A 13,448-nucleotide genomic window follows, 5' to 3' on the forward strand; every position below is an offset into this window, starting at 1 on the left:
CGGATCGGGTCACGCCGCGTGAACCGCCGACCCCGGCACGTCATTGCATCGGGGGCACCCATCCCATACGTTCCGGTTCGCACGGATTGTCGTAGCGCCAGGAGCTGCCCATGCCGCCCACCCCGCAGACCGTCGCAGCCCGCCGTGTCGCGTACCTCGGCGCACTCGCGCGGGGCACGGAGCGGTTCCACGAACCGCGCCGCCCCGACTGCCCCTGGTGCGGCTCCCGCCGCCTGCGCACCCGGCTGCGCACCGGCGACCTGCTCCAGGGCAAGCCCGGCACCTTCGTGGTCGACGAGTGCGAGGACTGCGCCCACGCCTTCCAGAACCCGCGCCTGACCGCCGAGGGACTCGCCTTCTACCACCGCGACCTGCGGCTGAACTCCGGCCCGGGGGCCTTCGCCGAGCGGTTCCTGCGCGGACGGGCGAACCGGGGCCGCCACCTCGCGGCGGCCCGCGCCATGCTCCCGTACCCCGAGCCCGAGAGCTGGCTGGACGTCGGCACGGGCCTCGGCCACTTCCCGGCCGCCGCCCGCGAGGTGCACCCGTACACGGCCTTCGACGGGACCGGCGCCGGCCGCGCCGTCGAGGTGGCGCGCACCGCCGGGCGGATCGACGAGGCGCACCGCGGCCGCCTCACCGACCTCGCCGGACGGCTGAGCGCCCGCTACGACGTGGTCAGCATGTTCCACCACCTGGAACACAGCCCCGACCCGCGCGAGGAGCTGTGCGCCGCGCTGCGCGTGCTGCGCCCCGGCGGCCACCTGCTGATCGAGGTGCCGGACCCCGCCTGCGCGTTCGGGATGCTGCTCGGCAAGTGGTGGGTGGCCTACGACCAGCCCCGCCACCTGCACCTCATCCCGCTGCACAACCTGCTCGGCGAACTGGAGCGGCTGGGCTGCTCCGTCGTCCGCACCGACCGGCGCGAGCCGCACGTCCCGTACGACCTGACCGGCGCGCTGGCCCTCGCCATCGGGCACCGGCTGCCCGGCGCCGACGAGCCGTGGTACCCCGTCCCGCCGTCCGAGCTCCAGCGCACCGTGCGCACGGTCCTCACCCGGGCCGCCGTGCCGGTGCTCGCCTCCGCGGCCGTCGTGGACCACGCCCTCGCCCCGCTGCTGCGGCGCACCCGCTTCTCGAACGCGTACCGGCTCATCGCCCGCAAGAACCCGGAACCGCCCCCGCTGTGGCCCGGCCACGAGGAGGGGGCGTCCGCCGACGGCACGGACGCCGGCGGACGGGGCGCCAGGAGGAGGAGCGCCGGGGGAACGGACGCCTGAGCGCCCCGGGCCGTACGGGACGCGCCGGTCCGGGGCGGGGCGGTACGGGACGGGCGCCGGGCCGGGGCGCTCAGGCGCCCTTCAGCGGCAGCGCCTGCCCCGCCACCACCAGCAGCACGTGCTCGCACTCGGCCGCGAACGCCGCGTTCAGACGGCCCAGTTCGTCGCGGTAGCGGCGGCCGGAGGCGGTCGCGGGGACGATGCCGGAGCCCACCTCGTTGGAGACGGCGACGACCGTGCGGCGGGTGTGCCGCACCGCCTCCGCCAGCTCCCCGACGCGGGTCCGCAGCTCCCGCTCGCCGCCGCCCGCCCACTCCGCGTCGTCCCAGGCGCCCACCGCGTCCATGGCGTCGGTCAGCCACAGCGACAGGCAGTCGATCAGCAGCGGCGGCCCGTCGTCCTTCAGGAGCGGGACGAGGTCGCAGGTCTCGGCGGTGCGCCAGGAGCCGGGCCGCCGCTCCCGGTGGGCGTGCACGCGCGCCGCCCACTCGCCGTCGCCGTTCCGCGTCCCGCCCGTCGCCACGTACAGCACGTCCGGGAACGCCTCCAGGCGCCGCTCCGCCTCCGCCGACTTGCCCGAGCGGGCGCCGCCCAGCACCAGCGTGCGGCGCGGCACGTCCGGCACGTCCTCGTACGCGCCCACGATCAGCGTGCTGCCGTCCGGCACCGCCCGCGCCCCGGCGGCCGCGAGGCGGCGCCGCAGCTCCGCGCCGGGCGGCACGTCGTGGTCGAGGTGCACGGCGACCACGTCCGTGGTCGGCCCGACGGCGCCGGCCGCCCGCAGCCGGGCCAGGGCGTCGGGCCGCCCGAGCACGTCCGCGAGGACCATGCCGTACACGCCGGGCGCCTCGCCGGGCGCCGCGGGGGCCGCGCCCGGCGGCAGGTAGAGCAGCCGCTCCCCGTCCGGGCCCGTCACCGCGTACCCGGTGCCCGGCGCGTCCATCGGCACCGCCCGCACCCGGTGCCCCGTCAGCAGCGCCAGCTCCCGCCCGTCGGGCACCCGGGCCGGCTGCGGCAGACCCGCCGGGATCTCGACCGGGGGACCGTCGTGCGGATGCGTGAGCAGCACCTGCCGTACGCCGCCCAGCGAGTGCCCGGCGCGGGCGGCCGCCAGGACGGCGCCGGGCGTGAGGTCGAGCAGCAGCGTGCCGTCCACGAGCAGCGCGGTCGCCGCGCGCGCCTGCGCGCCGTGCGCGGTGGCGCAGGAGGCGCAGGGGCAGTCGGGGCGGGGCAGGCCCGCGGGGGCACCGGTGCCGAGCAGTGTCAGTTCCACGGTGCCGATTTTTCCGTGTCCCCGCAGGTCTTGCGCGCCCGGCTAGGCTTCGGACGGGGAGTGGGATCTTGTCCGGCCCCCGCTCGGCAGCGAGTTCACACTGGGAGGCGTACATGGCGGCATGGACGTGGCGGTTCGAGAAGGCCGACGGGACGGAGGTCGAGCCCGCGGTCCAGCCGGAGGAGTTCACCACCCAGGGCGACGCCGAGTCCTGGGTCGGCGAGCACTGGAAGGAACTGGCCGACGGGGGAGCGGACCAGGTCCGCCTCTTCGAGGACGCCACCGAGATCTACGGGCCGATGAGCCTGCACGCGGCGGACTCGTGATCCCGCGGTCCCGCGACGCCCGCGACCCGCGGCCGTAGTCCGCTGGACCCGCGTGCACGTGCGCGTGCGACGGCCCCGTCCGGACCGCTCCGGACGGGGCCGTCGCACGCCGTGCCGCTGCGGGCCGTGCACCGAACCGCCGCACGCCGTGCCGCTGTCGCGCGCCGTGCCCTCGCGCGCCGTGTCCCGCGCCGCCGTGGCCGGCCGTCCGCCGGACGCGGCTCAGGGTCACTGCTCGCCCAGCGTGACCCGGGCGGTCCGCTCCCGCCCCTCCCTGACGTACGTCACCTTCGCCCGGTCGCCGGGCCGGAGGGCCGCGAGCGCCTCGGAGAGCGCGGTGATCGTGGCGACGTCCGTGTCGCCGAGCCGGGTGATCACGTCCCCGGCGCGCAGGCCCGCCCGGTCGGCCGCGCCGCCGTCCCGCACCTCCGCCACGGCGACCCCGGCGGGCCGCGCGTCCCCGCCGACCACCGTACGGCCGGTGATGTCCAGCGCCGCCCGGCCCGAGTCGACGACCCGGCCGTGCTCCACGATCTGCCCGGCGATCGTCCGCACCGTCGACGCGGGGATCGCGAAGCCGATGCCGGGCGCCGCGCCGCCGCCCTGCCCCGGGTCCGCCGCGGCGAGCGTCGGGACGCCGACGACCCGGCCCCGGAGGTCGACCAGGGCGCCCCCGCTGTTGCCCGGGTTGATCGCCGCCGACGTCTGCACCAGGCCGGGGATCGTCGCGCCGGTGCCGCCGCCCTCACTGCTCTCGGTGACGGTCCGCCCGGTCGCCGACACGATGCCCTGGGTCACGCTGGACGACAGCCCGAGCGGCGAGCCCATCGCCAGCACGATCTGCCCGACCTGGACCTTCCCGGAGTCGCCGAACTCGGCGGCCCGCAGCCCGTCCGGCACCCGGTCCAGCTTGATCACCGCCAGGTCCTGCTGCGGGTACGAGGAGACCAGGCGCGCGGCCAGCACCTCCTCGCTGCCCGCCGTCGTCACCCGGAACGTCCGTGCGTCGCCGACGACGTGGGCGTTGGTGACGATGTGCCCCTTGTCGTCGTAGACGACGCCGGAGCCGAGGTCGGAGCCGGCCTGGATCTGCACGACCGACGGCAGCGCGTCCTCGATCACGCGCAGGTAGTCGTCCTCCAGCGCGTTGGCGGCACCGGGCGCGACGGCCCGGGCGGCGTCGGCCGCCTCGCGCGGGCGCTCGCTCCGCGCCGCGGCCGGCGTCTCGGAGGTCCCGCTCCCGGCGGCCCGTTCCGTGCCGGGGCCGGAGCAGCCGCCGAGCAGCGCGGCACAGCAGGCGGCCGCGGGCGCGACCGCGGCCGCGACCGGCAGGACCGGCTCCGGAGCCCGGCGGGACCTGCGGACGGAACGGGCGGAACGGGCGGAGCGGACGGACGTGCGGGGGGCTTCCGAGTCCCTGGGGGCTTCCATGTCCCGAGTGTGACCGCGGCACCACCGCCCGGTCCTGCGGTGCGCCGCCGATCAGGGGGTCTGCCGGGCCGGCCTGGGCGCCCGCACCGGGCGCCCAGGCCGCGGGGCCGCCCAGGCGGCTCGTCCGCGGTTCAGCCGCGCACCCCGCACAGGTGCAGCAGGGCCGCCACCCGCCGGTAGGGATCGGTGCGGCCGGCCCGCTCCTCCACGGCCAGCAGGGTCTCCAGGGCCGCCGGGTCCGCCGGGGGCTCCGCCTCGTCGGCCGCCGTGTCGGTGAAGACCCGTACGCCGTACCACGCGTGCAGCGGGGCGCTGATGCCCGTGAGCGTGGCCGTCAGCGCGTCCAGCCGGTCGGCGCGCACGTCCAGGCCGAGCCGGTTGGTGTACGCGTCGGTGCCGAACGCGGCCAGCGCCCCGGCCCAGTCGCCGGCCAGGCCCGGCCGCATGGCGAGCGCGTCGGCGTTGCGCACGAGCAGCGACAGCAGCCCGCCCGGGGCCAGCATCCGGGCCAGCCCGGCGAGCGTCGCGTCGGGGTCCTCGACGTACATCAGCACGCCGTGGCAGACCACCACGTCGAAGCTGCCCGGCAGGAAGTGCACGCCGGTCTCCTGGCCCGCGCCCTCCACGAACCGCACCCGGCCGCGGATGCCCTCCGGCTCGGCGGCCAGCGCCTCACGCGCCGCGGCCAGCAGCTTGGCGTCCCGCTCCAGGCCGGTGACCTTGTGCCCCGCCCGGGCCAGGCGCAGCACCTGGCCGCCCTCGCCCATCCCGACGTCGAGCACGCGCAGCCGCCGCCCGACCGGGAACCGCGCGGCTATCTGCTCGTCGAGCTGCCGGGCCACCAGCTCCTTGCGCACGACCTCGCGCAGCCCGCCGAGGCGGTTGAGCCAGGTGTCCGCCGCATCCGGTGTGTACGGTGCCTCGCTCAGGGCCGCTCTCCGCGCTTGACCTGCGGCTTCGGCAGGCGCAGGCGACGCATCTGAAGGGTGCGCATCAGCGCGTAGGCGACGGCGCCCTTACGGGGCGTGTCGGGGAAGCGCTCGTTCAGCTGCTTCTTCAGACGGAACCCGATGCCGATCGAGTCGATCACGATCAGCACGATCACGAAGAGCCACAGCAGCAGTGCGATGTTCTGCAGCTGCGGGACCCGGATCATGCTGAGGACCAGGATGACCACGGCCAGCGGCAGGAAGAACTCCGCGATGGCGAACCGGGAGTCCACGAAGTCGCGCGCGAACTTGCGCACCGGCCCCTTGTCCCGGGCGGGCAGATAGCGCTCGTCGCCGCTGGCCAGCGCCTGGCGCTGCTTCTCCAGCTGGGCACGGCGCTCGTCGCGCTGCCGCTTCGCCGCTTCCTTGCGGGTCGTCGGCGTATTGGCGACGCTGCGGCGCTGGGACTGCGCCACGCTGCGCTTCGGCGTGGGCCGGCCCTTCGGGGCCTGCGGGTCACGGGGCTGATTGGAGACGGCCACCTGCGCCTGATCGGCGGGGGCCTTCTCTTCCTTGGCACGGCTACGGAACACAAAAGCCAAGGGTACGGGGTGGGGCCCCGAGGACCCCAGCGGAGTGGGGAACGATCCGGCAACACCGGACGTCTGTACGGGGACAGAGGGGACGATGCGCGCGGTTCGCCGGGATCGGGACCGGGGCCGCAGCGGCGTCCGGGATGACGGGTGCGGAAGCCGGGAAGGATCTCCGGGACGGCCGGTGGCGAGCGCGGGGACGGCTCGGGGACGGCTCGGGGAGGGACCTCGGGGAAGGACGGGGGAGCACCGGGGTACCGGGGAAGCGACCAGGGGAGCCCGGGGAGGGGGACTCGGGGAAGCGCCTACTCCTCACGCCGGATCGGAGCACGTCGCAGGTCGTCCTTGGGGAGGAGCGCATCCGTCCCCGAACAGTGCGGTAATGGAAGCAGGACCCGTACTGTGGGTTCTGTTGCAGTGGCTGGAGCCGGAGTCCGTCAGAAGGGGGCGCGCGAAGCCCATGAGCGGTGTCATGAAGCGTATGGGGATGATCTTCCGCGCGAAGGCGAACAAGGCCCTTGACCGGGCCGAGGACCCGCGCGAGACCCTGGACTACTCGTACCAGAAGCAGCTGGAGCTGCTGCAGAAGGTCCGCCGGGGCGTCGCCGACGTGGCGACCTCCCGCAAGCGGCTCGAACTGCAGCTCAACCAGCTCCAGTCGCAGTCCTCCAAGCTGGAGGACCAGGGCCGCAAGGCGCTGGCGCTGGGCCGGGAGGACCTGGCCCGCGAGGCGCTGTCACGCCGGGCCGCGCTCCAGCAGCAGGTCACCGACCTGGAGACGCAGCACCAGACGCTCCAGGGCGAGGAGGAGAAGCTCACCCTCGCGGCGCAGCGGCTGCAGGCCAAGGTGGACGCCTTCCGCACGAAGAAGGAGACCATCAAGGCCACGTACACCGCGGCGCAGGCGCAGACCCGGATCGGCGAGGCCTTCTCCGGCATCTCCGAGGAGATGGGCGACGTCGGCCTGGCCATCCAGCGGGCCGAGGACAAGACCGCGCAGATGCAGGCGCGGGCCGGCGCCATCGACGAGCTGCTCGCCTCCGGCGCCCTCGACGACCCGTCCGGCATGGCCAAGGACGACATCCAGGCCGAGCTGGACCGGCTCTCCGGCGGTACGGACGTGGAACTGGAGCTGCAGCGGATGAAGGCGGAACTGGCCGGGGGGTCGGCGCCCCAACAGGCGATCGAGCCCGGACAGGACCAGACTCGGTCGCAGCAGCAGCCGCAGGACACCCCGCGCTTCGACAAGCAGTAGCGCGGGCGGGTCCCACGCCGAGGAGGGCGACGTGATCGTACGGATCATGGGAGAGGGACAGGCGAGGCTGGACGACGGCCACCTCGCGGAACTCGACCGGCTGGACGACGAGCTCCTGGCGGAGGTGGAGAAGGGCGACGAGCCCGGGTTCCGCCGGACGCTCGGCGCCCTCCTCGACGCCGTGCGCCGCCTCGGCACGCCCCTGCCCGACGACGCCCTGGAACCGTCGGAACTGATCCTTCCGGCCCCGGACGCCTCCCTGGAGGAGGTCCGCGAGATGCTCGGCGACGGCGGCCTGATCCCGGGCTGACCCGGGCCCGAGTCCGGGACCGGTGCCACGCCGCCCCGCCCCGGGCGCGTACCGCACCGGTCCGCTCCCGGGGACGCACCCCGCACGGGCTCGTCCTCGGGGACGCACCGCCCCGGCCGCCTCACGCGCACGCCCCACCACCGGCTCGCTCCGGGCGCGCACGGACACGTTCCGTCCCCGGGCGCGCGCCGCAGCGGTCCGCTCCCGGGCGAGTGCCGCACCGCCCCGATCGGCTCACGCGCCCGTGCCGCACCACCGGCCTGCTCCCGGGCGCGCCCGGACACGGCCCGTTCCCGGGCGCGTGTGCCGTGCCGGGCGGTGCCCAGGCGCAGGGCGTCCCGGGCGGCTCCGGGCACTCGTCGCCCCGGGCGGCTCCCGGGCGTGGGCCGCCGGGCGGCTCCCCGGGCGTACGCGCCGGGGCGACCGCTCTCCGCCGGACGCGCACGCCGAGAGGGCACCGCCGGGAGGGCGGCCGCCCCGGCGGCGCGCCGCCACGGGGACGGCCCCGCTCCCGGCCGTCCGCGTTCCGCCCGCCCGCGGCGGCCCCGTACCGTGTGGGCGTGAGCACACTGGAGCGGACGCGGTGCCGGATGCGGGCGCACCCGCTGGTCGTGGACGGGGCACTGGCCGCGGCCGTGCTGGTCTGCATGGTGGTGGCCTCGTTCGCCGGTCCGCACGGCGGGCAGGGGCCCGAGTGGGGCACGCGCTCGCCGGGCGTCCTCGGGGTGGTCCTGATGGTCCTCGGCGCCGCCGCGCTCGTCCTGCGGCGCCGCGCCCCGATGGCGGTGCTCGCCGTCACCGCGGCCCTGTGCCTGGTGGAGTTCGTGGCCGGCGAGGTCCGCGTCCCCGTCGCGATGTCCTGCGCCGTCGCCCTGTACACGGTGGCCGCGACCACCGACCGCCCCACCACCTGGCGCGTCGGCCTGCTCACCATGACCGTGCTCACCGGCTGCGCCATGCTCGCCGGCCCGCTGCCCTGGTACGCCCAGGAAAACCTCGGCATCTTCGCCTGGACCGGCATGGCCGCCGCCGCGGGCGACGCCGTCCGCAGCCGCCGCGCCTTCGTGGACGCCATCCGCGAGCGGGCCGAGCGCGCCGAGCGCACCCGCGAGGAGGAGGCCCGCCGCCGGGTGGCCGAGGAGCGGCTGCGCATCGCCCGCGACCTGCACGACGTCGTCGCGCACCACATCGCCCTGGTCAACGTGCAGGCCGGGGTCGCCGCCCACGTCATGGACCGGCGCCCGGACCAGGCCAAGGAGGCGCTCGCGCACGTGCGCGAGGCCAGCCGCTCCGCGCTGGACGAGCTGCGCGCCACCGTCGGCCTGCTGCGGCAGAGCGGCGACCCGGCGGCGCCCACGGAACCGGCGCCCGGCCTCGACCGGCTCGACGACCTCGTCGGCACCTTCCACAGCGCCGGGCTCGCCGTCGAGGTGGCCCGCGCCGACCACGGCACGGTGCTGCCCGCGGCCGTCGGCCTCGCGGCGTACCGCGTCGTCCAGGAGGCCCTCACCAACGTGCAGAAGCACGCGGGAACGGGGGCGAAGGCCGAGGTCAGCATCGTACGCGTGGGCGCGCACGTGGAGATCACCGTCCTCGACGACGGAGGCGGGGGCGGGCGCGGGGAGGACGGGAGCGACGGGAGCGGGGGCCGCGACCGCGACGGGAGCGGGGACGGCGGCGCCCGGCCGGACGGCTCCGGCGGCCACGGCCTCCTCGGCATGCGCGAGCGCGTCACCGCCCTCGGCGGCCGCTGCACGGCGGGACCCCGGCACGGCGGCGGCTGGCGGGTCCATGCGATCCTGCCGGTCGACCACCGCGACCGGACCACGGCCACCACGGGGGAGCCCGCATGACCATCCGCGTCCTGCTCGCCGACGACCAGGCGCTCCTCAGGAGCGCCTTCCGCGTCCTGGTCGACTCCGAGCCCGACATGGAGGTGGTGGGGGAGGCGTCGGACGGGGCCGACGCGGTCCGCCTCGCCCGCGAGGAGCGCGCCGACGTCGTGCTCATGGACATCCGGATGCCCGGCACCGACGGGCTCGCCGCGACCCGCCTGATCAGCGCGGACCCGGACCTGAAGGACGTACGGGTGGTCATGCTCACCACCTTCGAGGTGGACGAGTACGTGGTGGAGTCGCTGCGGGCCGGCGCCTCCGGCTTCCTCGGCAAGGGCTCGGAGCCCGACGAGCTGCTCGCCGCCATCCGCATCGCGGCGGCCGGCGAGGCGCTGCTGTCGCCCGCCGCCACCAAGAGCCTGATCGCCCGGTTCCTCGCCCAGGGCGGCGCGGACGACGGCCGCGACCCCGCCCGCTCCGACCGCCTCGACGCGCTCACGGTCCGGGAGCGGGAGGTGCTGGTCCAAGTGGCGGGCGGCCATTCCAACGACGAGATCGCCGAACGCCTCCAGGTCAGTCCGCTGACCGTCAAGACGCACGTCAACCGGGCGATGGCCAAGCTGGGCGCCCGCGACCGGGCGCAGCTGGTGGTCATCGCCTACGAGTCCGGACTGGTCCGTCCGAGGGTGGACTGAGACACCGCCCGAGGGTGTACCGGTGGCGCGCCCGGTCTACTGCGCTCGTAGTAGGGAGGGCGTGAGGAACGGCACCGGGGGCTGACACATCGGGCCCCGCGCATGCCCCAGTGTGAGAGAGCGGGTGCCGTTCCGCGCCCGGCCTGCTTTCCCGCCACGGAAGAGAGACCCTGACCCATGTCCTGGCTGTCCCGATTCAGCCTCGCACAACGGGCCCTGATCGGACTGATGTCCATCGTCGCGCTCGTCTTCGGAGCGATCGCGATACCGCAGCTCAAGCAGCAGCTCCTGCCCACCATCGAACTGCCCATGGTCTCGGTGGTCGCGCCCTACCAGGGCGCGTCCCCGGACGTGGTCGAGAAGCAGGTCGTCGAGCCCATCGAGAACAACCTCGAAGCCGTCGACGGCCTCACCGGCGTCACCTCCACCGCCAGCGAGGGCAGCGCCGTGATCATGGCGTCCTTCGACTACGGCCCCGGCACCGACCAGCTCGTCGCCGACGTCCAGCAGGCCGTCAACCGGGCCCGCGCCCTGCTGCCCGACGAGGTCGACCCGCAGGTCGTCGCCGGGTCCACCGACGACCTGCCGACCGTGGTGCTGGCCGTCACCTCGGACAAGGACCAGCAGGCGCTCTCCGACCAGCTCGACCGGACCGTCGTCCCCGAGCTGAAGGGGATCGACGGCGTCGCCCGGGTCGCCGTGGACGGCGTGCGCGACCTCCGGGTCGCCGTCACGCCCGACGACGCGAAGACCGCGCGGGCGGGCCTCACCTCCGCGGCGATCGTCCAGGCCCTTCAGGCCGGCGGCGCCAGCGTGCCCGCCGGCTCCTTCGACGAGGACGGCGCCAGCCGCACCGTCCGGGTCGGCGGCGGCTTCACCTCGGTGAAGCAGATCGAGGACCTGAGGATCACCGGCGAGGGCGACGGCGGGCCCGTACGCCTCGGCGACGTCGCCGAGGTGAAGGAGGAGCAGGCCCCGGCCGACTCCCTCACCCGCACGAACGGCGAGCCGAGCCTGGCCGTGTCCGTCACCATGGACCACGACGGCAGCGCGGTCGCCATCTCCGACGCCGTCGCCGACAAGCTGCCGGAGATGCGCGAGGCGCTCGGCTCCGGCGCGACGGTCACCGTCGTCAGCGACCAGGGGCCCGCGGTCTCCAAGTCGATCGAGGGCCTGACCACCGAGGGCGCGCTCGGCCTGCTCTTCGCGGTCGTCGTCATCCTCGTCTTCCTGGCCTCGGTCCGCTCCACGCTGGTGACGGCCGTGTCCATCCCGCTGTCGGTCGTCCTCGCGCTGATCGTGCTGTGGACCCGCGACCTGTCGCTGAACATGCTGACGCTGGGCGCGCTGACCATCGCCATCGGCCGCGTCGTCGACGACTCGATCGTGGTCCTGGAGAACATCAAGCGCCACCTCGGCTACGGCGAGGAGCGCCAGGAGGCGATCCTCAAGGCCGTGCGCGAGGTCGCGGGCGCGGTGACCTCCTCGACGCTGACGACGGTCGCGGTGTTCCTGCCGATCGGCCTGACCGGCGGCATGGTCGGCGAGCTGTTCGGTTCCTTCAGCCTGACCGTGACGGCGGCGCTGCTCGCGTCCCTGCTGGTGTCGCTGACCGTGGTGCCGGTGCTGTCGTACTGGTTCCTGCGCGCGCCCAAGGGCACGCCCGAGGACGCCGAGGAGGCCCGCCGGCAGGCCGAGGAGAAGGAGGCGCGCAGCCGCCTGCAGCGCTTCTACGTGCCGGTCCTGCGCTTCGCCACCCGGCGCCGGCTGACCAGCGTGGCCATCGCGGTCGTCGTCCTGATCGCCACGTTCGGCATGGCGCCGCTGCTGAAGACGAACTTCTTCGACCAGGGCGAGCAGGAGGTCCTGAGCATCAGCCAGGAGCTGGAGCCCGGCACCGGCCTGGCGAGGACCGACGCGGCCGCGCAGAAGGTCGAGAAGCTGCTCGACGGCGTCGAGGGCGTGGCCGACTACCAGGTCACCGTCGGCTCCTCCGGCTTCATGGCGGCCTTCGGCGGCGGCTCGGGCACCAACCAGGCGTCGTACTCGGTCAGGATCGCGGACTCCGCCTCGTACGCGGACGTGGAGGACGCGATCGAGAAGGGGCTCGGCAAGCTCTCCGGGATCGGCGAGACGACCGTCGCGGGCGGCGACGGCTTCGGCAACCAGGACCTCAGCGTGGTGGTCAAGGCCGCCGACGCGGACGTGCTGCGCAAGGCCGCGGACGAGGTGCGGGACACGGTCGCCGGCCTGGACGACGTCACCGACGTCACCAGCGACCTGGCGCAGTCGGTGCCGCGGATCTCGGTGAAGGCCAGGCCCGCCGCGGCCGCGGCCGGGCTCGACGACCAGAAGCTCGGCGCGCTGGTCGCCCAGGCGGTGCGCGGCACCACCGGAGGCAAGGCGGTCCTGGGCGACACCGAGCGCGACGTCGTGGTCGTGTCGGCGAAGCCCGCGCGGACGCTGGACGAGCTGAAGAGGCTGCCGGTCGGACCGGACGCGCGGCTGAGCGACGTCGCGACGGTCGAACTCGTCGACGGACCGGTGTCGATGACCCGGATCGACGGCCAGCGGGCCGCCACGATCACGGCGAAGCCGACCGGTGACAACACCGGCGCGGTCAGCGCCGACCTCACGAAGAAGCTCGACGCGCTGAAGCTGCCGGCGGGCGCCACGGCCGAGATCGGCGGCGTCACCGCGGACCAGGACGAGGCGTTCACCAACCTGTTCCTCGCGATGCTCGCGGCGGTCGCCATCGTGTTCATGCTGCTGGTGGCGACCTTCCGTTCGCTGGTCCAGCCGCTGATCCTGCTCGTGTCCATCCCGTTCGCGGCGACGGGCGCGATCGGCCTCCTGGTGGCGACCGGCACCCCGATGGGCGTCCCCGCGATGATCGGCATGCTGATGCTGATCGGCATCGTGGTGACCAACGCGATCGTGCTGATCGACCTGATCAACCAGTACCGCGCCCAGGGGTACGGTGTCGTGGAGGCCGTCCTGGAGGGCGGCCGGCACCGGCTCCGCCCGATCCTGATGACGGCCCTGGCGACGATCTTCGCCCTGCTCCCGATGGCCCTCGGGGTCACCGGCGAGGGCGGCTTCATCGCCCAGCCGCTGGCGGTCGTGGTGATCGGCGGTCTGGTCACGTCGACGCTGCTCACGCTGCTGCTCGTGCCGACGCTCTACGCGATGATCGAGCTGCGCAAGGAGCGCCGGGCCGCGAAGCGCGCGGCCCGGCGGGCCGGCCGGGAGGGCGGAACGGGCGAGGGCCGGGACGGCGGCAGGGACGAGGGCGACGGCGGCACCCCGCCCACCCCGTCCCCGTCCGACGACCCGGAGCCGGCCCGGGCCTGACCGGAACCGGACACGGGGTGCGCGTCCCGCCCGCAGGACGGCGGGACGCGCACCCCTTCCGAGACAGTGCAAACGGCGCAGAGGGCGCGGAGACCACTCTCCGCGCCCTCTGCGCCGTTCCGGGAAGGTGCCCGCAGCCCGCCGGGACTCCGGTGCACCGCCACTCC

The 13,448-nt window shown here is 75.2% G+C and carries 11 protein-coding genes; 7 read left to right on the forward strand and 4 right to left on the reverse strand.

Translation table 11 applies throughout. The annotated features are described in order from the left end of the window. Positions 1 to 110 precede the first annotated feature (110 nt). A complete protein-coding gene (locus IE271_RS01945; protein WP_190188323.1) occupies positions 111 to 1,280 on the forward strand; it encodes a class I SAM-dependent methyltransferase in 1,170 nt (389 codons plus the stop codon). Positions 1,281 to 1,350: 70 nt separating this feature from the next. On the opposite strand, the gene IE271_RS01950 is transcribed toward IE271_RS01945, so the two are convergent. Then, positions 1,351 to 2,553, reverse strand: coding sequence for a bifunctional adenosylcobinamide kinase/adenosylcobinamide-phosphate guanylyltransferase (locus IE271_RS01950; protein ID WP_190188324.1), 1,203 nt, complete (start codon positions 2,551 to 2,553; stop codon positions 1,351 to 1,353). Between the two features lie 113 nt (positions 2,554 to 2,666). Here IE271_RS01950 and IE271_RS01955 point away from each other — a divergent pair, with 113 nt between their 5' ends. Continuing rightward, complete coding sequence (locus IE271_RS01955) at positions 2,667 to 2,879, forward strand: hypothetical protein (protein ID WP_190188325.1); 213 nt, start codon at positions 2,667 to 2,669, stop codon at positions 2,877 to 2,879. Positions 2,880 to 3,107: 228 nt separating this feature from the next. On the opposite strand, the gene IE271_RS01960 is transcribed toward IE271_RS01955, so the two are convergent. From IE271_RS01960 to IE271_RS01970, 3 genes are all read right to left on the reverse strand, one after another. After that, complete coding sequence (locus IE271_RS01960; protein WP_190188326.1) at positions 3,108 to 4,310, reverse strand: S1C family serine protease; 1,203 nt, start codon at positions 4,308 to 4,310, stop codon at positions 3,108 to 3,110. Between the two features lie 131 nt (positions 4,311 to 4,441). Further along, the gene (locus IE271_RS01965; RefSeq protein ID WP_229919077.1) at positions 4,442 to 5,167 is read right to left on the reverse strand and encodes a class I SAM-dependent methyltransferase; all 726 of its coding nucleotides are present in this window, start codon (positions 5,165 to 5,167) and stop codon (positions 4,442 to 4,444) included. 68 nt (positions 5,168 to 5,235) lie between these two features. Beyond that, positions 5,236 to 5,871: a DUF3043 domain-containing protein gene (locus IE271_RS01970; protein ID WP_229919098.1), complete on the reverse strand. Its 636-nt coding sequence runs from the start codon at positions 5,869 to 5,871 to the stop codon at positions 5,236 to 5,238. Between the two features lie 421 nt (positions 5,872 to 6,292). Here IE271_RS01970 and IE271_RS01975 point away from each other — a divergent pair, with 421 nt between their 5' ends. From IE271_RS01975 to IE271_RS01995, 5 genes are all read left to right on the forward strand, one after another. After that, on the forward strand, positions 6,293 to 7,087 hold the full coding sequence (locus tag IE271_RS01975) for a PspA/IM30 family protein (RefSeq protein WP_190188327.1): 795 nt from the start codon (positions 6,293 to 6,295) through the stop codon (positions 7,085 to 7,087). A gap of 31 nt (positions 7,088 to 7,118) precedes the next feature. Then, on the forward strand, positions 7,119 to 7,397 hold the full coding sequence (gene pspAA, locus IE271_RS01980; RefSeq protein WP_190188328.1) for a PspA-associated protein PspAA: 279 nt from the start codon (positions 7,119 to 7,121) through the stop codon (positions 7,395 to 7,397). A 560-nt stretch (positions 7,398 to 7,957) separates the two neighbouring features. Further along, a complete protein-coding gene (locus IE271_RS01985) occupies positions 7,958 to 9,250 on the forward strand; it encodes a histidine kinase (protein ID WP_190188329.1) in 1,293 nt (430 codons plus the stop codon). Further along, positions 9,247 to 9,927 carry a response regulator transcription factor gene (locus IE271_RS01990; RefSeq protein WP_190188330.1) on the forward strand — a complete coding sequence of 227 codons (681 nt, stop codon included), beginning with the start codon at positions 9,247 to 9,249 and terminating at the stop codon, positions 9,925 to 9,927. Before IE271_RS01985 ends, IE271_RS01990 begins: the two co-directional genes overlap by 4 nt. Positions 9,928 to 10,104: 177 nt before the next feature. Next, complete coding sequence (locus IE271_RS01995; protein ID WP_190188331.1) at positions 10,105 to 13,281, forward strand: efflux RND transporter permease subunit; 3,177 nt, start codon at positions 10,105 to 10,107, stop codon at positions 13,279 to 13,281. Positions 13,282 to 13,448: the final 167 nt, after the last annotated feature.

This window comes from Streptomyces minutiscleroticus (assembly GCF_014650875.1).
GTDB lineage: Bacteria > Actinomycetota > Actinomycetes > Streptomycetales > Streptomycetaceae > Streptomyces > Streptomyces minutiscleroticus.